This is a genomic window from Brochothrix thermosphacta DSM 20171 = FSL F6-1036 (assembly GCF_036884295.1).
In the GTDB taxonomy this organism is placed as follows: Bacteria; Bacillota; Bacilli; order Lactobacillales; family Listeriaceae; genus Brochothrix; species Brochothrix thermosphacta.
The window spans coordinates 1,056,025-1,079,354 of the sequence record NZ_CP145608.1 but is presented as its reverse complement, the minus strand read 5'-3'; the positions used below and the strand labels follow the sequence as shown (position 1 = coordinate 1,079,354).

The 23,330-nt window shown below is 36.8% G+C and carries 23 protein-coding genes and 1 pseudogene; 2 read left to right on the top strand and 22 right to left on the bottom strand.

Translation table 11 applies throughout. The annotated features are described in order from the left end of the window. Positions 1 to 143: 143 nt before the first annotated feature. From V6S17_RS05575 to V6S17_RS05550, 6 genes are all read right to left on the bottom strand, one after another. Positions 144 to 1,034, bottom strand: coding sequence for an ABC transporter permease (locus tag V6S17_RS05575; RefSeq protein WP_029092522.1), 891 nt, complete (start codon positions 1,032 to 1,034; stop codon positions 144 to 146). Positions 1,035 to 1,041: 7 nt separating this feature from the next. Then, positions 1,042 to 1,992 (bottom strand): ABC transporter permease, encoded by a 951-nt coding sequence (locus tag V6S17_RS05570; RefSeq protein ID WP_029092523.1) that lies wholly within the window; start codon positions 1,990 to 1,992, stop codon positions 1,042 to 1,044. A gap of 88 nt (positions 1,993 to 2,080) precedes the next feature. After that, positions 2,081 to 3,655, bottom strand: a complete 1,575-nt coding sequence (locus V6S17_RS05565) for an ABC transporter substrate-binding protein (RefSeq protein WP_029092524.1) — start codon at positions 3,653 to 3,655, stop codon at positions 2,081 to 2,083. Positions 3,656 to 3,784: 129 nt separating this feature from the next. Next, positions 3,785 to 4,945: an MFS transporter gene (locus V6S17_RS05560; RefSeq protein ID WP_029092525.1), complete on the bottom strand. Its 1,161-nt coding sequence runs from the start codon at positions 4,943 to 4,945 to the stop codon at positions 3,785 to 3,787. A gap of 183 nt (positions 4,946 to 5,128) precedes the next feature. Next, positions 5,129 to 6,370 (bottom strand): Y-family DNA polymerase, encoded by a 1,242-nt coding sequence (locus V6S17_RS05555; protein WP_029092526.1) that lies wholly within the window; start codon positions 6,368 to 6,370, stop codon positions 5,129 to 5,131. 20 nt (positions 6,371 to 6,390) lie between these two features. Then, the gene (locus V6S17_RS05550) at positions 6,391 to 6,714 is read right to left on the bottom strand and encodes a hypothetical protein (protein ID WP_141690173.1); all 324 of its coding nucleotides are present in this window, start codon (positions 6,712 to 6,714) and stop codon (positions 6,391 to 6,393) included. Between the two features lie 220 nt (positions 6,715 to 6,934). On the opposite strand from V6S17_RS05550, the gene V6S17_RS05545 reads away from it, so the two are divergent. Next, entirely contained in the window at positions 6,935 to 7,471 is a 537-nt protein-coding gene (locus tag V6S17_RS05545; protein WP_029092527.1) for a hypothetical protein, read from the top strand. A gap of 83 nt (positions 7,472 to 7,554) precedes the next feature. Here the strand turns inward: V6S17_RS05545 and V6S17_RS05540 are convergent, their stop codons facing one another. The 3 genes from V6S17_RS05540 to V6S17_RS05530 form a co-directional block, all read right to left on the bottom strand. After that, positions 7,555 to 8,058, bottom strand: a complete 504-nt coding sequence (locus tag V6S17_RS05540; RefSeq protein ID WP_029092528.1) for a DUF1648 domain-containing protein — start codon at positions 8,056 to 8,058, stop codon at positions 7,555 to 7,557. Positions 8,059 to 8,075: 17 nt separating this feature from the next. Further along, positions 8,076 to 10,241 (bottom strand): DUF2339 domain-containing protein, encoded by a 2,166-nt coding sequence (locus V6S17_RS05535; RefSeq protein WP_029092529.1) that lies wholly within the window; start codon positions 10,239 to 10,241, stop codon positions 8,076 to 8,078. Positions 10,242 to 10,499: 258 nt separating this feature from the next. Continuing rightward, a complete protein-coding gene (locus V6S17_RS05530) occupies positions 10,500 to 11,852 on the bottom strand; it encodes an aldehyde dehydrogenase family protein (RefSeq protein WP_036027773.1) in 1,353 nt (450 codons plus the stop codon). A gap of 247 nt (positions 11,853 to 12,099) precedes the next feature. On the opposite strand from V6S17_RS05530, the gene V6S17_RS05525 reads away from it, so the two are divergent. Beyond that, entirely contained in the window at positions 12,100 to 12,843 is a 744-nt protein-coding gene (locus V6S17_RS05525) for a helix-turn-helix domain-containing protein (protein WP_029092530.1), read from the top strand. A gap of 205 nt (positions 12,844 to 13,048) precedes the next feature. Here V6S17_RS05525 and V6S17_RS05520 read toward each other — a convergent pair whose 3' ends face one another. The 13 genes and pseudogenes from V6S17_RS05520 to V6S17_RS05460 form a co-directional block, all read right to left on the bottom strand. Further along, entirely contained in the window at positions 13,049 to 13,672 is a 624-nt protein-coding gene (locus V6S17_RS05520) for a GyrI-like domain-containing protein (protein WP_029092531.1), read from the bottom strand. A 185-nt stretch (positions 13,673 to 13,857) separates the two neighbouring features. After that, positions 13,858 to 15,198, bottom strand: a complete 1,341-nt coding sequence (locus tag V6S17_RS05515; RefSeq protein WP_051457377.1) for an aldehyde dehydrogenase family protein — start codon at positions 15,196 to 15,198, stop codon at positions 13,858 to 13,860. Between the two features lie 428 nt (positions 15,199 to 15,626). Then, positions 15,627 to 16,367 (bottom strand): 2-dehydro-3-deoxy-phosphogluconate aldolase, encoded by a 741-nt coding sequence (gene dagF, locus V6S17_RS05510; protein WP_029092532.1) that lies wholly within the window; start codon positions 16,365 to 16,367, stop codon positions 15,627 to 15,629. 15 nt (positions 16,368 to 16,382) lie between these two features. Continuing rightward, positions 16,383 to 17,492, bottom strand: a complete 1,110-nt coding sequence (locus V6S17_RS05505) for a DgaE family pyridoxal phosphate-dependent ammonia lyase (protein WP_029092533.1) — start codon at positions 17,490 to 17,492, stop codon at positions 16,383 to 16,385. Beyond that, positions 17,479 to 18,585 carry an amidohydrolase/deacetylase family metallohydrolase gene (locus V6S17_RS05500; protein WP_029092534.1) on the bottom strand — a complete coding sequence of 369 codons (1,107 nt, stop codon included), beginning with the start codon at positions 18,583 to 18,585 and terminating at the stop codon, positions 17,479 to 17,481. The genes V6S17_RS05505 and V6S17_RS05500 overlap by 14 nt, the downstream gene beginning before the upstream one ends. A 15-nt stretch (positions 18,586 to 18,600) precedes the next feature. Beyond that, positions 18,601 to 19,251, bottom strand: coding sequence for a DUF4310 family protein (locus tag V6S17_RS05495; protein ID WP_029092535.1), 651 nt, complete (start codon positions 19,249 to 19,251; stop codon positions 18,601 to 18,603). A gap of 18 nt (positions 19,252 to 19,269) precedes the next feature. Continuing rightward, entirely contained in the window at positions 19,270 to 20,052 is a 783-nt protein-coding gene (locus tag V6S17_RS05490) for a DUF4311 domain-containing protein (RefSeq protein ID WP_029092536.1), read from the bottom strand. A gap of 33 nt (positions 20,053 to 20,085) precedes the next feature. Continuing rightward, positions 20,086 to 20,451 carry a DUF4312 family protein gene (locus V6S17_RS05485; protein ID WP_029092537.1) on the bottom strand — a complete coding sequence of 122 codons (366 nt, stop codon included), beginning with the start codon at positions 20,449 to 20,451 and terminating at the stop codon, positions 20,086 to 20,088. Between the two features lie 23 nt (positions 20,452 to 20,474). After that, positions 20,475 to 20,825, bottom strand: a complete 351-nt coding sequence (locus V6S17_RS05480; RefSeq protein ID WP_029092538.1) for a glycine-rich SFCGS family protein — start codon at positions 20,823 to 20,825, stop codon at positions 20,475 to 20,477. Between the two features lie 25 nt (positions 20,826 to 20,850). Further along, positions 20,851 to 21,183: a PRD domain-containing protein gene (locus tag V6S17_RS05475; RefSeq protein ID WP_029092539.1), complete on the bottom strand. Its 333-nt coding sequence runs from the start codon at positions 21,181 to 21,183 to the stop codon at positions 20,851 to 20,853. Positions 21,184 to 21,198: 15 nt separating this feature from the next. After that, positions 21,199 to 22,059, bottom strand: a pseudogene (locus tag V6S17_RS05470) (transcriptional antiterminator); the annotation flags it as partial. Between the two features lie 15 nt (positions 22,060 to 22,074). Next, on the bottom strand, positions 22,075 to 22,812 hold the full coding sequence (locus tag V6S17_RS05465) for a helix-turn-helix domain-containing protein (RefSeq protein WP_211250379.1): 738 nt from the start codon (positions 22,810 to 22,812) through the stop codon (positions 22,075 to 22,077). A gap of 47 nt (positions 22,813 to 22,859) precedes the next feature. Then, positions 22,860 to 23,054, bottom strand: coding sequence for a hypothetical protein (locus V6S17_RS05460; protein ID WP_211250381.1), 195 nt, complete (start codon positions 23,052 to 23,054; stop codon positions 22,860 to 22,862). Positions 23,055 to 23,330: the final 276 nt, after the last annotated feature.

Genomic DNA, 23,330 nt, shown 5'->3' with positions numbered 1-23,330 from the left:
GTGGGCTTGAGAGTGCCTTTATTTGTGTCTAACAAATGCCAAACAACTCCTGCTAAATTTCACTCTCTCACCCCGATGAAAAGAGTCGCTCATTCAAGTGTTCCAATTTCTTTGGAGCTAAACGTTTGGTTTTGCTTTCGCATTTATCTAGCCATTGCTTTTCTAAATACATCTCCTAAAATGTTGAACGACAAAATTGTCAGTAAAATTAGCAGTCCTGGGAAAATAGCTAGGTACGTAGCATCTCCCATGTAACCTTGTGCATTGTTCAACATACTTCCCCATGAAGCATTTGGTTGTTGAACGCCTAGTCCTAAGAAGCTCAATGCTGATTCTGTTAAGATAGCCCCAGCGACATTAAGAGATGCTGCAACTACTATAGAAGGTATCGCATTAGGAATAATATGCTTCAAAATGATACGCATAAATCCTGCACCAGAGGATTGAGCATACATGACGAATTCACGCCCTTTTAAGGTTAGTGTTTCAGCACGAACAATCCGCGCAACATCCATCCACGAAAGCAAACCAATGATAACGATAATATTTCCAATTCCTGGTTTTAAGTAAGCATTTAAAATCATCAAAAGGAAAAATGATGGAATTGACATAAAAATATCAAGGAATCGCATCATTAAATTATCAATCACTCCGCCAAAATAACCACTGATTGTTCCTGCAAGCGTACCTACAACAATGGCGATTATCATCGATAATACACCTACTGCAATTGAAATACGCCCACCATATAGAACCCTCGTGAAATAATCACGGCCATGATCATCCGTTCCAAACCAGTGAGAACCACTAGGCGGTAAGAGCTTATCTTGGATGGATAAAGCATTTTGATCATAGGGTGTTAAAAAGGCTAACAGTGAGGCAACGCTCAAAATCACTAGTACACTGATTGCAAATATTGCACGTTTATCTGCTAAAATAAATCGCCAAGTACTGCTATTACGTGTTTTTTGCACAACGCCTGCTTCTTTAACAAAGCCTTCATTATGTTTTTTTACAAATTCAAAGCCTGACATCGTTCCCTCACTCCTTTTCCCTGATGCGTGGATCAATTATTGTGTATGCTATATCTGCTAATAAGTTTCCGATTATTAATAATAATGCCGAGAATAAAGTAATTGCCATGATAACTGGATAATCTAATTGGAAGATGGCATTAATACCTAAACTTCCCATACCCGGCCATGAAAAAATACTTTCAGTAATAAACGCGCCACTAATAATTTGCGGCAAAGACATACCTAATAACGTAATAACTGGCAACAACGCATTTTTTAATACGTGTCGTGCTAAAACCTGTAATTTAGATAAGCCTTTTGCATAACCAAACAACACGTAATCCTCTTTTAATTGATTGATTGTATTCGAACGTACGTAACGGTAATACGAAGCGCACCCTTGAAAAGTTAATGTGACTACAGGCAAAACAGCATGCCATGCCATATCCGAAAACGAGGTTTCGCCAATCGTTCGCATCCCTAAACTAGGGAACCATCCTAGTCGAATCGAAAAGAAATCAATTAAAATCATCCCAAACCAGAATACTGGTATCGAGATACCTACATACGAAAGACCATTCAGAAACTTATCGATCCAACGATCTTCATAAGCTGCTGCTACCAATCCTAATGGGATTGATAATAACAATGTTAAAAAGAGCGATGTTCCCATTAAACCTAAAGTTGCAGGAATACGTTCCAAAATTTGTTCCAGCACAGGTTGGCTATTGCTGATTGAATACCCAAAGTTTCCTTGGAATACATTGGCTAACCAGCGAATATACTGCACATAAATGGGTTGATCTAATCCTAAACTTTGACGAATACGTTCGACATCATCAGGGTTCATGTCAGGTGTCACAAAGGAGTTAATCGGATCACCAGGTGCGAGTTTGATGAGCGCAAATGAAATTAACGAAATGACAAATAACATCGGTATCATTTGTAAGACGCGCTTTATTATTGTTCGGATCATTCTATATCTCCTACCTTTTTCCTAAAGAGTAAAAAACTGGTCACCCACACAGAGGTGGTCGACCAGTTTTTTTAACAGCTGATGCCTGTTATTTTTTCAAATAAAGTTTAGAGTAATCTTTAAACATTGATACAGGTTGTGGTTCTGCTTCTTTAACACCTGCAAAACGTTTATCTAATGCCAATACCGCATTATCATATGAAATTGGGTAAATGACTGCATTGTCAGCAATGTTTTTTTGAACATCAACATAAACTGCTTCACGCGCTTTATCATCAACAGTAACGGCACCTTTATTGAATAGTTCATCTAACTTTTTATCGTGGTTGTTACTATAGTTATATGGTGAATCACTAAGGAATAATGTTTTGTATGCATCTGGATCATTACCCATGATATAACCATTAATTGCAATTGAGTAATCTTTATTTTTACGGTCTAACGTAATGTTGCTTAACGCATTCGGGTCAGTTGGTTTCAATTCCAAGTTCACACCGATTTTTTTGTATTCTTGTTGTACATAAAGCGCAATACTTTCTTGTGCTTTACTGTTGTTCAAGTAATAAATACTTAATTTCGTTGATTTATCAAAACCACTTTTATCAACTAACTCTTTTGCTTTATCTAGGTTAGTATTATAAGTTTCAACGTCTTTAGTGAAGAATTTTGTGTTCTCTGTTAAGAATGAACTTGCTGGTTTTGCATATTCATCTGAACCATATGCTGCATCAATTAATTCTTTACGATCAAGTGCATAAGATAATGCTTGACGTAATTCTTTTGATTTTAAAGCTTCTTGATTTTGGTTAAATGCTAAGTAGCTTAAACGGTTTTCTGGGTATGTGATAATATCAACATCACTAGCTTTTTCAACCTTTTTACGATCAGCTGGTTGAATTGATTTTAAATTAATTTCACCGTTTTGTAAAGCTAGATTTGCTGCATTTTGGTCTTTTGTGATACGGAATGTTAATTTAGCTAATTTTGGTTTACCACCAAAATAATCATCAAAACGTTTTAATGCAACATATTCACCTGATTTATATTCAACAAATTGGAAAGGTCCAGAACCTACTGGTTTTTTATTTTTATCACTTTTCTCAATATTGTCAACACCTGCAAAAATATGTTCAGGAATTGGGTAGAATGTGTTTAATGTCTCTTCAAAAGCTGGAGATGCTGTTGGTAATGTAAATTTAACGGTTGTTTTATCTACTGCTTCTACTTTTAATGGTTTACCATCAAATACAAATTTACCACGGTTAGAAGAGTTTTGTTTCTCATCTAAAGTTGATTCAACTGTAAATACAACATCTTTAGCTGTTAAATCTTTACCATCATGCCATTTCAAGCCATCTTTTAATTTAACTGTATACACAAGACTGTCATCAGAAACATCGAGGCTTTTAGCTAATGCTGGTTTACCATCAAGTTCCCAAAATAACGGTGCATAAAGTGCTTCTTGCAAAGTTAAAGTAACACGATCTGAAGCGTAGTTTGGGTTCATAACACTCGGGTCACCTGCTACACCAATAATGAGTGAACCATCTGGATCTACCCCACCTTTACCAGACGACTCTTTTGTTGAACTGCCTGAATTACCACACGCCGCTAACACCACTGCAAAAACAGCGATTAACGTACCTAATAAAACTTTTTTCATTTTATTTCTCCCCCTAAACATCTCTTTTTCTACACTTTTCCAATTCCAAGTGAACGAGTGTGAATTAAATATAATTTACAATTATTTAGACTAATTGTCAAGCTTCTTATCTTTTTATTTTATCTTCTTTTAAACAATCTGTTTCCGTTTGTCGTAAGATATCTGAGCTAAAAGTAAGACAAGTCCAACCAAAGATAAAAGCGGTGCTGTTAAAACAACGAATTGTAAAGGCAATACTGTAATAATTATTCCTCCAAAGAAAGCTCCTAATGCATTTCCCACATTCATTGCCGACTGATTCAATGTACTCCCCAGCGTTGGCGCTTGTAGAGATAATTTCATGCTTCTAAATTGTAAACTTGGTGTCAAACCAAAAGCGATGATACCAAAGATAAATACACCAAACGGCACCAAATAGAAATTGAATTGTATAAAATAAAGGACTACAAACCAGATTTCTAATAATACAAGCAGAATAATCAGACCTTTATTAATATTCCAGTCAGCAATTCTACCACCGACCAAGTTACCAATCGTTACACCCACACCAAAAATGATCAAGACAAGAGCAACACCATTATCGTCGTAGCCACTTACTTCTCGTAAAATCGGTGAAATATAAGTGAAAAAGGCAAACACACTACTGAAACTGAATGTCGAAATCAATAGCGTCGTCCACATACTACCGGATTTCAAAATACTCAGTTCTGTTTTAATCGAGACTTCTTTACGTTGTTCGGCTGCTGGAACAAACTTCCATATGCCCGCAAAAGCAATGATACCAATAACAGAAATAATCAAGAAACTTGCACGCCATCCCCATTGTTGACCAATAATCGTCCCAAAGGGTACCCCGATAATATTAGCAACGGCCAAACCAGAAAACATTAACGCCATTGCACTTGCTTGGCGATTTTTTGGAACAAGACTCGCTGCGATAATCGCACCTAAGCCAAAGAATGACCCGTGAGCAAAAGCTGTGACAATTCGACTTAACATCATCACGCCATAGTTATCAGCAACACCTGCGATGGCATTGCCTATTATAAAGATGGCCATTAATATTAAAAGCGTTGTTTTTCGCTTTAATTTATAGGTCAGTAAAACAACAATTGGACCACCTATAGCCACACTTAGTGCATACATTGTAATCAATTGTCCTGCTTGAGTCACGCTTACTTTCAAATCTGTTGCTACTTCGGTTAATAGTCCCATAATAACAAATTCTGTCATTCCGATAGCAAATGCACCAATCACGAGCATCCAAATTGGCAATGGGTATTTTTTCATACACGATACCTTTCATTTATATATGTAAACTCGTTTAGTTTGAAACTTCAATTTATCAAACAATTTGCCTAATATACAAACGTCTCTCTTATTTTTTGATAGTAACTTTCTTTATGTCGAAACTAATTCTATCATTTTATCTGTCATCAAGTTAGTATTTTGTCTCGAAAAAACAAATTATTTTTAATGACCGCCTACAAGGCGTGAACGTTTAATCGCGGTCGCCCCTTCAGACAAGCTGCTAGCATGTATTAATGCCCGATAACCATAACGTTCTCTAATCAAGTCAATCGTACGTTCTAAACGTTCATTTGCGACAGTTTCTTCTATTATTTCAAACAAGTTAAGCTGCGAAGTTTTTTTAGCTGCGGTTTTACCACAGCTTATAGATATACGACGCACCGGTCCCTCTTGATAATTATCTTCAAATAATTTAACGGCGACTACTTGTAACTTTGTCGTGGAACTCGTTGCATTAATTTTGCGTTGAATAGAAAAGCTAGCGACTTCACTGCCTTTTGAATAATTGATTGCTAGATGCAAAACTTCACAATCTCGTTGATGTTTTCGTAAACGCGTAGCAACCTTATCAACCATTTCACGAATAACAACCAGCACATCTGCTGGATTATGATAATCACGTTCCAAAATTTGAGACGTACCATAACTTGTACTTACTGGTTGTATGCGTTCTGCTAAGATAGAATAATCAATTCCATGCGCATGATAATAAAGTTGTTCGCCTATAATACCTAATTTTTTTTGCAGACTTGCCACATCTGTCTCTGCCAATGCTTTGACAGTAAAGATACCCATTTTTTGTAATGTTCTTTCTGTACGATGACCAATCCCCCACATCGCAGATAATGGATGAATCGCCCAAATTTTCGCTATATCTTGGTAGCTCCAATATGCTAAGTAAGGGTATTTTTCTTTTGCCTCATGATCCAATGCTAACTTAGCTAATAAAGGGTTATCACCAATTCCAACGCAAACAACCAAACCCAGTTCTTTAAAAATAGTTGTTTGAATAGCTCTCGCAATTTCTAAAGTTGTTCCGAACAGCGTGTGAGAATGCGTGACATCAATAAAGCTCTCATCAATGCTATATGGAAACCAGTTAATATCATCCGTATAACGTTTTAAAATCGTATTAACTTTTAAATTCATCTTTATATAATCATTCATTCTTGGTTCAACGATGGTAACAGGCCATTCTGGTTGTATCTCATATCGTCTCGTACCCGTTTTAATGCCATATTCTGCCTTTGCTCGCGGCGAAGATGCTAAAACAAGTCCTCCCGCTGAATCACCACGACTCATTACGACCACTAAACTTTCTAAAGGATGCTCACCTCTTCTAACACTTTCAACACTTGCAAAAAAAGATTTACAGTCTATGCAAAGAATATCGCGTTTTGGCATTTCTTCATAAATAAAGTTCTTCATTCATACCACTTTTTTTCTGTTGTCAGAGTAACATGCCTTATTTCTGCAAGAGGAACACTGCAATAACCATTTGTCTCTTCATCTAATAGATACACCACCGTTGAATGATAACCCATGACGATTCCACTCATAGCAGATTGATAACTACCGTTTATCATAATATTTTGTTGAATGTTTACAGGGGTTTTATTCAACCAACTAGCCTCTAACCTTTTACTGATAACATCTAAAGATTGTTGTTCCTCAACTGGACCTTTTTCATTTGACAACGCTAAGGCCTCATTGTGTTCACTAAGAAAAAAACCTTGCCACTTCAGCATTTTCCGATCATTATATAGCATTCCATCACCTCTCACAAACAGGAACATACGTTCGCTTTTTACTTCATTTTACACGAACTCACCTTCTTTATGCAAATTAAACTTCTTTTGCGACAATCATCAAACGAAATATCCGTGCTATTACTACTTTACTTTTAGTCGTCCTTCAACTGAAATAATGCTATAATAATACTATTATGTAAAAAAAAGGAGTAACTTCATGAATCACAACTTTTGGTTTATTTTCTTCGCTCAAATTCTATTTTGGCTTGTGTTTTTTTCAGCATTTATCAGCCGTTATCTCTTCAAATCAAAGAAATTAAGCGTCACCTTATTTATCGGCACTCTATTCATTGATTTTGCGTTACTATTTGCAACCACAATTGCAATAAAAGATGGAACAATCGCAACAATCTATCATGGACTAGCAGCAGTATATATTGGTCTTGTGCTTTTTTGTGGCCGTTCTATTCTTGCTTGGATTGACAATAAATTTAAGCCTGCTACCGAAAAACAGTTGCCTATCGCACAACAATTAACTGGAAAGTCTTTAGCCCGTTATAAATTAAAGGGCTCGCTTCGCCATCTGTACGCTTGTTTCTTTGGATCAATTTTGTTAATTATTATGGTGCTTCAAATTGACAACACGAGTCACACAAAAGGGCTCACCGATGTTATTAACCTGTGGCTATTCTTTTTATCACTTGATTTCTTATATTCACTAACATTCTACTTTTGGCCAAAAAAAAATAAATAAAGCGCCAACCCATCGATTTTCCGATAAGGTTGACACTTCATTTACAAGTTAACGCTTACCTCTAAAAGAGGGGAAGCGTTTTTTTATTGTTTTTTTGGTTTAAAGCGTCGTAAACTGACTAGTGCAGCAATCATCGCAAGTATTCCTAAAATAACGACGATAATAATGCTTTGGAAAAGGAGCGGATACACATCCCCTAACGCCCGGTTCATCACATCTAGAGAAAGCAATGCAAATACAACACTAATAAATAAATTCGTAACGGCTAATAGTGAACATGAAAACCGGTATTGAGCCGTTTTATTTTCTTCTCTTAAGTAATAATAATTATGCAGTTCTGGCCGATCACTCAAAATAAAGAGTAACACCCACATAAATAGTGAGATAGCAGGTAAGAACCAAACACTGCCTTTTCCACCCCACCCGTCAATTTCACCGCTAAAATTGAAATGCATCGGTACCACTTGTGGCAACTGTTGATACATAAATGCGACATAAAACGCTGTTGCTGCAGTGATTGCTAAACTAATCCAAGTACACCATTGTTGTAGAGGTGTGCGTTGATAACTTTCAGTCTTTTCCTTCATTAAATTATTCACCTCAATCAATTACTTTTTCGTGATTCGTTCCCTTTTAACGTTAACCATAAGCCGATACCACCCATACCAATAAACAGCAGTGAGCGAACAAACAAGCCCAAGTACCATAGATCAATAAAAATGAGTTTAAACAGCGCTAAGATGACTAAACTAAAACCAGCAATGCGTAACACATTTACTTTTTCAGTTAATCCCCAATGCATAATATAGAAGGCAAATACAAAAATCAATAACGTTTGCCCCATAAAAAGAATCGATTGGCTACCATTGTAATAGTACACGGTTTGCATATACAGTTTCAGCGCCAACAATAGCATTAACCCAAATAAGATGGTTGCTGATAAACGTTTATCCCATGGTGTTTGTAAACCATAATGACCTTCAAGAATCCGTTGCTGTTTCACATGATAGATTAAGAAAGACAGCACAATTAAGAGTCCTATACCTACAAGTAAAAATACCCAGATAGATTGTCCAAACGTAAAACTGACTAGTGTACGACAATAAATAAAAGCAGCTAATGCCAAATGGAAAATTGTCATTAGGCTTCCAAATCGAACCTTCTCATCATACAATAACACAACTGTTACTAATAAAATAATTAAATACAGTGGATAATTGAAACTAATAATAGATAATTGATTAATGAAGAAATAGGTTAAACCGATTGTAACAAGTGGCAACCACTCCAAGACAGCAATATTACTATTAATAATACTAAACGTTGCCTTACTATTAAGCTTCGTTGTCTTTTTCAAGTAACTATAAATAAGGTAACATCCAACAATTATTAACACGACATTCAAATTTAACACTGTAAAAACGGGTCGATGGGTGTTAAATATAACCAAATAAATATAGATGAAAAAACCAATACCATTCGTTGCATATAAGAATGGCGCTTGTAACCTAATAGCCAGTAGTAGCGCAAAAACAAAACCACACGTCGTATAGATAAGCATCCAGGCAGCATTAATTGTAAAATAACCAACTAATGTGATTATTGTCATTAGTGTAATAACAAGATAAATATCAGATACACGCGGCATCACTTTTTTCCAACTCCATGCTGTAATAGCGATGAAGAAAATTATCAAAATGAGATGTGAAATTAAATTTTCAAAGCCTGCCATCAGAATAAAAACAGCAAATGTTACCATTAAGAGTGAATATATCAAACCGCTATGGAATGAACTGCTATTTCCCCAACGTTGATTCATCCCTAACCAAGTAATTGCTGTAAGTATCAATAAGCACATCAGAGTAATGATACCCATCGTGTCATTGTCACCATAATTTGCTACATTCAAAAAGATAACTGCCAGTAGTGAGAATAGATGATTAACAATAAAAGCCATCACGTGTGATTGCGACACGGTGAGCCACTGTAGGGCAATAAATACTAAAAGGACATAGGCGTATATATAATTATTTGAAACGGCCATATATTCCAATAGATATGGCAATAACAACGATGTAAGAGCGATGAAAATTGTTAGTGGTTGATAACGTTTATAGTACGCTAATAACAACCCATATACAATATACAGTAGTGCAATACTTAAACCTGCACCCTGACTAAACGCTCCATATAAAAAAGTTCCTGCGGCTGTTGTTAAGATACCAATGATGTAACTAAGTGCAAATAGTAAGTGACTTGAGAGCACACTGTTTTTTTGATAAATACGGTAAGCATAAACACCTGTTGCTATCGATATAATATAGGCGATTCCCAATTTTAAACCGAAACCAAACACACCATAATCATTTACAATTTTAAGTCCCCATAAAACGCCGAATATTATCATGGTAATAAACACTTTAGGTAATACTTTACGAATCATGGCTTCAATTGAAGTAGTCTTTATAGGTTCTTTCTTTAAAGGTTCTTCATTACGCAGTGTCTCTACTTTGGTTGATGTTAACGTTGTGTGACCTTTAGCACTGTCAGCTTGTTGCGCAAGACGTCTTTGCACGGGCGTTTGTACCACAGTCACTTTTTTCGTTTGAATCGCAGGTTTCTCCTTTAATGCATTTTTTTCATCCGTACGTCGAGGCACCTCTCGCTCTATACTAACAGACGCTGCATTTTTCTTAACTTGAAGCTTCAATTCAGCTAATTCTTGTTCTACTTGCGCTAAGCGTTCCGAAATAGATAATTTTTTATCCATGCTACCACTTCCTTTTAGCCTTTATGCTATTATTTTAATCCATACTAATAAATACACTTACATAGGTAGATGTCAGCACCAAATATTAACTAGGTTTTCTTGCTAATTATAGTCTATTTATACTGTTTTATCAACAGCCTATCCCTTGTCACTCTTCACTTTAGGTACCTATTCCAACAAAAAACACGCAATCAATGATTACGTGTCAGTAAACGCTATAGACTAATTTTCAATTTCAATCGTTTATTCACATTCATCTTATACGCCATAAGCAATGCGTTTGATATTTAAAAGATTCAATACACTGACATTATCCGTTGTACTACTTCCACCGATTGCACCGCATCCTAATGTTAATGAAGGAGCCAATTTCGTGGTAAAACCAATGGCACCCAACGCGCCTAACGTATTGATCAGTACTCGTGATGCCGTAATCTGTAAGCCATAATCTAATACACGTTCATCTGATTGAGTATGTAATATCGCAGTATGTCCAGCGCCTTCATTTGCTAATAATGCATTACAAGTTGTCATGCCTTCTTCCCATGTCTCTACCGTATAAAAACCCAATACGGGCGTTAATTTTTCACGTGAGAACGGATACTCTTTACCGATATTTGTTTGCTTAGCAATTAATACACTCGTATCTTCTGGCACTTCGATACCACTTAATTTTGCGACAAATACAGCTGGTTTTCCAACAATTGCAGGATTCATCCCACCATTCTCTAGCATAATGATGGCACCTACTTTCTGTGCTTCTTCAGCAGATAAAAAGTAAGCTTTTTTGTTTTCGAGTGCCTTTATGACATCCTTACAAATTTCTTTATCTACTACTAGTGACTGTTCAGAGGCGCAGATAGTACCATAATCAAACGTTTTACTTTCAATAATAGCTGCCACAGCTTCTTTAACATTTGCAGTTTTTTCGATATATGTAGGCGCATTTCCTTGTCCAACACCAATTGCGGGTGTGCCTGATTGATAGGCCGCTTTGACCATTGCTCCTCCACCAGTAGCTAATATTAAAGCCGCTTTATCATGTTGCATAAGGTACTGAGTCGCTTCCAAAGTAGGTTTTTTAATAACTTGAATTAAGCCAGCTGGTGCCCCCTCTGCTACAATCTCTTTTTCAATCATTTCGACCGTCATCATAATTGCTTTCAACGCTTTGGGATGTGGTGAAAAAATAATCGCGTTTCTTGATTTTAAAGCTAGGAGTGCCTTGAAAATAACAGTAGACGTTGGATTTGTCGACGGAATTAACCCCACAACAATGCCCATTGGAATGCCAATTTCAATAATTTGGTTGATATCATCACGCTTAATTTCCCCAACAGTCGGTATATCTTTAATACTATTGTATACGTGTTCGCTGGCAAAAGTATTTTTTATTATCTTATCTTTTACATTACCAAAACCCGTCTCTTCATGAGCCTGAATTGCTAATTTTTCTGCTTGTTCACCTAGTTTTTGCGATACAACTGCTACTAAATGATCCACCTGTTTTTGTGAGAACCCTGCATATATTTGTTGAGCCTTCTGCGCAGTTGATATTAATTCATCTACGACTTCAACTGCTTCTACGTCTTTAAACATTGTTTCAACCATTGATTATCTCTCCCTCTTACACCCTTTTTGTTTGCGCTTACAAAATAATCATATCAAATAATATGTCTTTAATGTTAGGATTTTATTCTGGTCTTTCTGGATTAAATCCACTTTTCGACCCCCATCTTATACACCTTTTCATTTATTACTTTAGATTGTTTAACATCTACTAAATACACTATAAATAACTATGCTAATGTGCTAAAATTACATTATATTAACTAATTTGTATTACAGGGGGCAGTCCATGTGTTACGTGATGATCGTCAGCAACGATATTAAAGAACGTCAATATTTGCATCAAGTTCTGAATGAAGATTTTTTAAATGCTGTTGTTCTTCCTGAAGCAGCAACCGCAACTGAAGCATTAAAAATCGCACAATTATCTCAACCTGAGTTATTGCTACTCAGCTTAACATTGCCCGATGAAGAAAGTTCGCTCTTATATAAAGAAATTCTTGCATTACATCCGTCTATCAAAGTTGTTTTATTTGATGATGTTGGTGATTTTAAACGTGCACAATTTGCCTTGAGGGCAGGTGCAATTGATTATTTAGTGCGCCCTCTTCAGTCAACTGATGTTAAAAATGCAATTCATCGAGCAATTATAAACCTTAACCATGTATCTTTACTTAATAGAGACGGAAAGTTAACAACTTATAAAACAAAACAAAGCGTTGACCGTATGTTTATTTACTTACACTCCAATTATCAAAAAAATCTGACATTAAATGATTTAGCCGATCATGTACATTTAAACAAAAATTATGTCAGTCGCTTATTCAAAGAAACGGTGGGAATGACTTTTATCGCTTATTTAACAAATTATCGCATTCAACGATCGAAAGATTTATTGCGATCAACCACTGATAATATAACTGATATTGCTATGGCCGTTGGCTATATTGAACCGACATATTTCAGTCGCGTGTTTAAAAAAGATACACTCCTTACCCCCTTACAATATCGACAACGTTATCATATCGATTAATTCTCATTACATTAATCACCGCTTGTTTTCGTTACATAAATTAAATGTATACTTTGCCCTTAGGTCATTAAACTATTAATGAAAACATCGTTCGGCAGGAGCTTTTTTATCATTTTTTAGATAATAGCAAAAAAAATAAAAGTAGCGCAGGATTTTCCGCGCTACTTTTATTTGTTAATTATCGACAAGGAAAATAGGTTTAGACTTACTCTATTATTTTATAACGCAGTAACGTTTTTTGCTTTTCAGGCAGTACCCTTCTCGCATCGGATAAATAAATTTCACGATGCTGATACTTCTCCATAATAACCGTTTTTTTCATATTATTTGTAGCCAATAATTGCTCCATTTGATCAAACGTTTCTTTTTCTGTATCAAATGAACCAATATGTAACCCTTGAATGACATGCCCTTCTTCATACTCAATTAACTGTGCTACTTTTATAAACGGATTATTTTTTTTAGCATACGTTTCTTCAACAATTTCATCAAATCTTTCAGCATTAAAAGTATCAGGTTGTCGAATCATAATTTGATAAACCAAGCCCTCTTTATCCACAACACCATCTATTGGTTTTTCTTTAGAAGTCCATACACCTTCTAATGGGTAAACGGTGTAAATAAAGGGATCTTCATAATATCCTGTTTTGTACTTCATTCGAATGGCATAAGACAACCCATATAACGCTTCGATTTGATGGGTGAACTGTGCTGTATTTGGATTACCTTCCCCTGCTATCGTAATAAACTTCATTTTTGGAATTTTAAGCATTTGAATGCCTGTTGTCATATACAGGCTTTTTTCTCTTTTTCTCCATTCATATTTCATTTGTATACTCCTTTTCAATTTATATTTCACTTTATTCATTATATCAATTAGAAAAATAATTGTTTGTTTATATAGTGTGTGAAATCATGCCTAAACTATCCCTTTATTCATCACACGCGCTTTTAAAATAAAAACACCTCAAAAGCAGACTTAATAGCTGTCTTTTGAGGTGTTTTATTTTTTACTTATTTACCAAACGCGACACGTTTGATGTTTAAAAGGTTCATCACACTAACATTGTCAGTTGTGCTACTACCGCCGACTGCCCCACAACCTAAAGTGAGCGATGGCATTAAGTTAGTTGTGAAACCAATTGCACCAAGTGAACCGTACGTATTAATTAACACACGCGATGCAGCAATTTTCAAGCCATATTCCAATGCAAGTTCTTCACTACTTGTATGTAGTAAGGCCGTATGTCCTGCACCTTCATTATGCAATAACATATTACAAGTTCTTACGCCTTCTTCCCATGAATGAACGGTGTACATCCCTAAAACAGGCATCAATTTTTCACATGAATACGCATTATGTTCGCCAATTTCAGTTTCCTCTGAAATCAATACTTTAATCCCTGCTGGAATGTCTAAACCACTAATTGCCGCAAGTGTCTCAACCGGCTTACCAACAAGCTCAGGATTCATACCACCGCCTTCTCGCATAATGAAACGGCTTAATTGATCAGCTTCTGTACGAGATAAGAAATAAGCGCCTTCTGCTTCCAGTTTTTGTTTCACTGCTTCTTTAATCTCCACATCCACAACGATTGATTGTTCAGAAGCACAAATTGTTCCATAGTCAAATGTCTTACTGTTGATAATATCTGTTACCGCTTTATTAATATCTGCAGATTTTTCAATATATGCAGGCGCATTACCTTGGCCTACACCAATTGCTGGGGTTCCTGAGCGATAAGCAGCTTTAACCATTGCTCCACCACCTGTCGCTAAAATCAAAGCGATATCGTCGTGTGTCATTAGTTGGTTGGTCGCATCCAAACTCGGTTGTGCGATTACTTGAATGAGCCCTGCAGGTGCACCTGCACTGATTGCTGCTTTTTCAACATAATGCGCAGCCTTTAAAATTGATTGTAATGCTTTTGGATGGGGTGAAAATACAATCGCATTACGTGATTTCAGAGCGATAAGCGCTTTGAATATAACTGTTGATGTCGGGTTTGTTGATGGAATTAATCCTGCAACTACACCCATTGGAATAGCGATATCCATAATTTTATTTTCTTCATCACGTGCAATTTCACCAACTGTTGCAATGTCCTTGATACTATTATAAACATGTTCACTTGCGTAAATATTTTTTGTTATTTTATCTTTAATATTACCGAAACCTGTTTCATTATGAGCAAGTGTTGCTAACTCTTCAGCAACTGTTCCCAACTGTACTGATACAGCTGTAATAATTTCATCAACTTGTGCTTGTGTAAAGTTTTCATAAGAGCGTTGGGCATCCTTAGCAGCTTCAATTAACTGGCTGACCTCAAGTGTAGCGTCTGTAATTTTAATCATTTTAAGCGCCTCTTTTCAAATGTTTTATTTGTTTACATCCTTATCATAGCAGATAATATCGCTAATTGATGGGGACAAAAAATGACAAATAACACTGATTTGACAACGTTTTTCGCAATTTCCATCCATATAATCATAACGCTCTTTTTAGTTGTTATTTTGTAAGGGTTTCCAACCTTAACAACACAATAAGTAAGCGTTATCACATAAAAGTAACAATTTCGCCATATTTAAACTAAAAATCGTCTTTCTATTTAAATCTGTACTATAACAGTTCGTAAATATTGTATGTTTTTGCTGATAAAAAGGACATAATTAGCTTTATTAAGAATAAGCAGACCTCTCCTGTTGCAAAAAAACACTAAAAAACAGTATTTCAACGAAAACGTCAAAATACTGTTTATACAGATCAACTAGCTCTAATTTACTTAACTCAGCGTTTTTTCCATCATTTGAATCAAGGTTTTAACGTCTTCTGGACGCGTAAGTCCAGTTTCTGAATCAATAATAGAAGAATAAACGTGTGGAATCACTTTTTTCACACCTGCATCAATCGCAATTTGCACTATTTCTTCAAAGTTTTCTAAATCAATGCCACCTGTCGGCTCAAGATAAAAATCATAGTCTGCACACGCTTTTGCTACAGCAATGTATTCTTCTTTATGCGCAAGACCTTTCATTGGAAAATACTTAATAGAACTACCACCCATATCTTTTAACAATGAAATTGCTGTTTCAATTGGCACTTCTGTTGCAGGCGCTTGGCTACTTAAAGGGCCTGTTGCAATATTAACGTACCCTACTTTACCTGTCGGTGACACCAAACCATTAACAATTGTTTCATTTTGCCCTAGTAACGCACGGCTTGCGCCAATACCAGTGAATACTTGATTCACATGTTGGGGTTGTAAAATAGCTGAAATACGGCTCACCATTTGACTCTGATTTGGGTCACCTGCACCTAAACCGACTGAAAGAGCGTTGTTGGTTGCATGAGCATATTTTTTCATATCAGCGATTGCTGCTTCATCCGTTTCATAATTTTTAGAGAGCACACCAAGAACGATTTGACCGTTTGCCGCCTCATAACAATCTTTTGCGTTTTCCACTGAACCTGCTAAAACATTTAAACATAAACGATCTGACATATATTGGGGTGTTTTTTTCATATCATTTCCTCTTCTCTAGTTATTTAAAATACTGCGTAAACGTTCAACAATTTGAGTCATCTCATACTGATTAACTGCACGAATATCAAATTCAATCACACCATTGTTTGCACGGTATTCACGTGTATAGATTGCCAATTGACCTTCTTTAAGCTGTTTAACAACTGCAAGTGCCGTTACTGGACCATTCACTGCTACTTTGGCACGGTATATATCACGTCCAGCGCCATCTTGTTCTTCTGTTGCCTCAATGCCCGCAATTGTATTTAAATCCGCTAAAAATGGCTGTAACCGCGCTTTCATCGCATGTCCACTTTCACTATCGTTCTGGATATAATCCTCGATTGCCGTCGTAAACCCTAAAATGTTTTCTTTGCCTACTTTCATCGCACGTCCAATACCTTTAGTTTGCAATCGCACCCACTCAATAAGTGTTGCATCACCAATAACCAAGCCAGATGTCGGTCCTTCAATGGCCTTGCCTCCACTATAAATGACAAGGTTTGCACCTTCAGCTGTATACTTTTCTAAATCTTCCTCGGCTGCTGCATCAACAATTAAGGGCAACTGATATTTTTTGGCAATAGCTGCCGCTTCTGCTACACTCAACATACTTTTTTGAACAGTGTGATGACTCTTGATGTATAAAATAGCAGCGGTTTCTGGTGTCACCATCATCTCAATATGCTCTGCATGACACATATTAGCATACCCCGCCTCGACTATTTTACCGCCACCCAGACCAACCATGACCTCAACGGGTGTCCCATAATCAACATTGTGACCCTTCGGTACAATGATCTCACGTCGACTCACTTTCTTTGTATAAGGATGATACGCATGGAATAAATCACCTTGGCCAATTATTCCCGCCACACTTTGTGCAATCCCAGCAGAAGCACTTGAAACAACGATTGCATCTTCAACCTCTAATAACTGCGCAATATGTCGACCTGTTTGGATGACGAGATCACTCATTTCAAAAAAATGTTGCCCGCCAAATTGTTGTGCGGCTAATACGTTGTCAGACACTTTTGATACACCTAAAATCGTCATTTTACCAGAGGCATTAATCACTTCTTTTAAACCGTATTTTTGATAACTTATTCCTTCAGTCACAGTCATACACGCTCCCTCCAATAATAGTATGAGATGGTACAATAACCGTCGTTGTTTCACGCGTGTTCCCATTCGAGTCCACCAATGTTTTACGACGCTCTTTTAAATTGAAAATAGTAATATCAGCATCATATCCTGCTGCTAGTTGCCCTTTATTATCCAAATGGAATGCTGCTGCAGGGTTTTCAGTAATCATCGGTAACACTTCAGCCAATGAATAGCCTATCACTAACATTTTTTCAATTGTTGTCGCCAAATCATAGACAGGACCCGTTTCACGATTGCGATGATAAATATCGGTACTAATCGTTTGACAGATAATTCCTGCTGCTTTCGCTTGTTCGGCAACGTTAAAATTAAAACTGTCCGTCCCATGACCAATATCAAAGAGAATACCTTTATCATAGGCTTCACGAACAAAAGGTTTCAACTGACCTGCTGTATTAAAAATACCATTCGGTTTACCATTGTAACAATGTGTCATGACATCACCCGCTGACATTTCGGTTAGGACGTCCTCTAATTCAGGAGGAGCAGAACCGATATGTACCATCAATGGTAAGTGATTACATTCAGACTGTATTTTTTTTACCATTTGTAAGGGGACAATACCATTTTCACCCACAACAGTTTTGCTCATACGCGCTTTCAACCCTACTATAAAATCAGGGTAATCTGCCAACGATTGAGTGATTAATGCAGATTGAATTTTAGCCAAATCAGCTAGTTCATCTTGTTCCACGATTCCCCATTTAGAAATATTCAAGAGCGCATAAACGTTGGTGTTTGCCTGTTGTGCCAATTCATAAAAATCTCCCACATTCTCCGCACCTGTTGTACCAGCATCAATCACTGTTGTTACACCTTTAGGAATTCCAATTTGATCAGGATAATCATAATAAAGTGTCATCTTTTCATAACAATGAACATGATCATCGATCCAGCCCGCTGACACATAACTTTCGCCTGCCAAATCAATGACTTCCTGAGCGTCTGCTTCTATTAAGGGAGCAACTGCTATAATTTTTTTATCTTTAATAGCGATATCGACGATGTCATCCGTCGCTAAACGGCCTTGTCGTATCAATAAATCATACATTTTTATCACCCTTTCTTATAACGCAATTGGGAAAATTGCGCCAAATATCATGGCACCTAATATCGCACCACCTGCAATCGGTTTACGCCAAATATAAAAAATCAATGCCCCTAGTACTGAACCCATACCAATTGGAATCGACGCTGTACATGCAGATAAAATTAATAGTGGTCCTAAAAAGCGACCAGCCGCATTCCCAGCACCCATCATGACATCTGCACCAAAAGTAGAACTCGATCCATTAATAGTGACTTTACGAATAAGAATGATGATACCACCAATTAACAAGCCGCAAATAGCACCCGTCAATAATGCCAAACCAAAGTTAGTAATCGGTGCGACGATATTCATACTCAAAAAAATCGCTGGTATACCGATACCTACACCCGTTAAAATGGACCCACCTAAATCAAGAATCCCTACGAGTGACCCTTCTAGAATACGCGCAAATAAGAAACTTGCACCAAAAGCGGCAGCTGCACCATAAGAACCACCGTCCATACCCGCTTTTAGCATTGCAACAATCGATACCTCGTTAAAAGCACCCACACCATACACATAATACATGTGCGTTCCTGCAAAAACGGCAGCTGCCATTATTCCTACGAAAATGGGAAACGACCAATCCGCGTACCAAAAATTACGTTTCAATCCTTCTTCTGTCATCCTTTTTCACCTCTTTTATTATTTACCGAAATTAAAGACGTTATGCACATCGTTTAACCAGTTTGGAATCGTTAATTTAAAACTTTCAATCATTTGCATATCAAAACCTCGGAAGAAACCACTAAATAAGAACAATAATATGATGGCTACCATAATTGATTTAGTCACACGGTTCCAACCAATATCATCCACACCTTTACCAATCAAAATACCCAAAACAACACCTGGTACAGCGTTACCCATTACGAGTTGAGATAACCCGCCCAAGATCGTTCCCCAAAAACCAGAACGACGACCGGCATCAATGGCAGCTAACCAAAATAGAACAGGCATCACTGTATTGATTAAAATCGTTGCTGCCGGTACCAATACTGCAACAGCAGCGACTTGTAACGATTCTGGGATTGCTGAAGCGGTTGTATTTAAGAACGCGACTAGCACCATTCCAATTAAACCACCGACTATACCCATTTTTTTAGGATTATGCATTGTTTCTGCTACATTTTTATTTTTCGTTAGTAAAACAGCGGTTGCCCAGTTAGGTATCACTCGATGCGTAACATCTTGTGTGAAGGCACCTGCTCCAACACTTGATGCCCAAGCATTGAAGAAGAAACCTAAACCGAATGAGAAATGCGAAGCGGCATCTCCCTCACAGGCATTCATTTCACCCAATGTTCGAAAGGCACCTAGACCTTGACTTGCTGGCGCGTGAAACATTCGTGCTGCACCTGCTGCTGCCGCAAATCCAAGCAATCCCCCAATGAGTAAAGATTTCATTAAAACAATCAGGATTTCCATTTTCGTACTCACCTATCCTTCTTTTTGTATGATTTACACTTCAAGTTTTTTACGTTTGCGTTTTGGTAAACTTAAACGTTCATATGTCTTCTTTTGCTTATTAACAAATGGCACTTTATCAACAATAATTTTTGTTAATTCAATCGTTACTTTCAACTCCACATGATAATCAACGCGTTTTCGTGGCATAAAGAAGAACAGAAAGCGCTCTGTACTATTCACAGCTTCTGCCGTTATAATTTCAATATCAATGAGCTCGATTCTGACAATGACATCATTGGCTGATTTTAAAATTTGATTATGAATCGTATTCAAAGCGCTGGCAAATGCCTGTTTTTTTTGCGAGCCAGAGCCTTTAACTGTTACAATTTCCGTTGTTTTTTCTTTCACATTTGCCATCTGTTATCCCTCTTTCACCACTTTTATTTTTTATTCATATAAGCTTCGACAAGACGACGGCCTAATTCTTCTTGATCCATAAAACCAAAACCAAGCACTGTTTTACCATCATTAATAGCTGTAACACCTTCCTCTACAGAGCGCATACCATGACGTTCCGCATAACCGTATTTTGTTGCAGCTGTAATTGCGCCCGCGCCGCCACTTCCACAAAAGGAAATGCCAATATCAGCTTTCTCTGTTTGCATCACATCACCTAAACGCATGTCAGCGCCCATTCCTGGTACTACAACGGCACGTCCGCCTGCTGCTTCCACACCTTTTGCTACATTTTGTCCTTTTCCTAAACGATCTGCTATTACGACTGTTATCATTATTATTTCCTCCTCTAATTGTTTTTTAGTTATATTTTGCTGTTTCGAAATGAATGGATAATAAATACAATTCATCTTCAGGTAGATTACCAATCATTTGTACAACCTCAGTTGCGAGTGCTAATGATTCACTTGAAACGTCACTGAACATGCTCGGATCAATCGTCATCATTTTTTCTGATAAACGCGCGCGTTTAACCATTTCATTAAGATGGTTCGTTAGTACAACCACCTGTATTTCTGTCGGTACTATTGCTTGGACTGACATTAAAGCTAATGTATGAGCGACTACTTCTGCTGTTCGCTCACGGTCTTCACTTTCATCAATTATCATTTGTGCGTCTATTGGTAAAATCATCACATTTTACCTCCTTCATTCAATGCATACATATTGTAATAGTGCTGTTATTTCAGCACGATTAATTGCAAGTTTATTATGAGCCATAATTTTTTCAATGGCGCAGACATCTGTTTGATTTGTTACTAATGTTTCGGGGACAACATTGTCCTCATTTTGATACTGTGATTGAAAATGTATACGATGTACCATCATCATGACGTGCAACAAGAAAGCTTCTTCATAACCACTTTGAATTTGCCCTTCAAACAGGCGTTTCAATTCCTCATAAACCACAAACGCACTCAGTAAAAGATCACGACTTTCATCTTCTACGCCCTGTTTATTGGGGACTTGTTGACGCGCAACTAAACGCGTTAATTTATGTTCACCGGAACGGTTTTGCAACACACCTTGTACAAGCTCATTAATCATCGTGATATCTTGAGCGGTCGGTAATGGCTGTACCTTGATAAAAGGACGTTGAATGCCTTCTAATGGAAAAATACTAACCACTAAATCTGGATTTTTTTCCTTAATAACTTCCTGTGCTTTAAGGACAGATGCAAAACTAACTAATTCAACATTTGCTACTTCTTCCATAATCTTTTGCTGGATTAAACTTGTCACACCCAAACCTGTTGAACAGATATAGACAATTGAAACAACATCACGATTGGGTTGTGCTTTTTCATAGGCTACTAAAAAATGTAATGCTATATAAGATACAAACGAATCGTTCACAATCACTGCCGAACTGGCAATCAGTTTTTCTGAAGCGAACTGAATATGTCTGAATAAGTGTGAATCTTTCGACTTTATATCATCCACAAAGGGATTGTATTCATTAACAAAAACATGTTTTTTATGTAGTTTTAATGATAAATGAGCAAAGAGATTATTAAAAAGCTGCTAATCTGCATTAAATGGCACTTGTTCTTTTTCACTTACCTCTGCAATTAATGCGGTAGTTAACTCTGCAATATTGGCATCTTGATAATTAATCAATATGTCACTAAAGATATAAATATATTCATCTTCTAAATTAGGAAAGTGATAGTAGTTAAACACAGCTTGCATCAATAAGAATGGCAGTTCTCGTTTTTGTTCAAGCTGTTGCTGATTATCTAGAATTTTATAACTTTTCATTGTATGCGTATTTTTTAAACGACCTGTCGCTATAGCAACGCGTAAAATGATGGCTAAAATTTCACTGTAATTAAATTGATCGAGCATTTCTTGGTCAACCAACTGTGCCATCTCTGTTAATGTGACGTTAAAAATCGTTGCCATTTCATGTGGCATTCCATAATTAGTTGCTTGTGTTTTTTCTTGATTAACAATCGTTTGCATCATGTTATAAACATCATAATCAGTCATACCTTTTTGGATAACAATTTCCATCAACAATCGAATCTGACTTTCTTCGCCTGCTAAACAAAAACCATAGTGGTTACGTCGTTGTAGCGTAACGTCATATTCATAAAGTAGAAGTTCCATTTTTTCAAGGTCGCTTAAAATCGTATTGCGTGACACGGACATGTCCTCAGCCAATGTATCTGAAGTTAAAAACGTTTCTGCTAGTGCTAACCTTAAAATCAGACGGTAAATGCGTACTTCCTGATCAGGGAAAAGTGCATAACGTGCCACATGTAACAACTCATTTTTGATTTCAAGTTTTTTTGAATCGGGCCATTCTAACCAAATACCTTTATTTCTTCGAGATACGAGCGAGAGTTTTTTTGTTCTAACCACGCACGAATATTATCTAAATCATATTTGATGCTGCGCACACTCATTTCGAACTGTTCTGCTAATAAGGCAGTCATCAACGGTCCGTTTGCATCAATGAGCGTAAGCGTAATACTGATTTCGCGCTTTGAAAGCTGCACTGTGTCACCTCGTTTTTGTAGTAGTGATATCACTCTACATTCAATATAGACCAGGAATTGCATCAATACAATACAAATTAATTGCACTTTTAGTAGTGCAATGCGCAGTTTTTGGAACGATTACATTGCATTAATTAATAAGTCGTTTTTATTATACTTCCAAATATTAAGAACAAATGGTGACTAATGGACAACAATTTATGTAAAAGTAACTATTTTTTCATCCACACACTTGTTTTAATACAAAAAATACATTGCTTGTTCAAATTTTTTTGC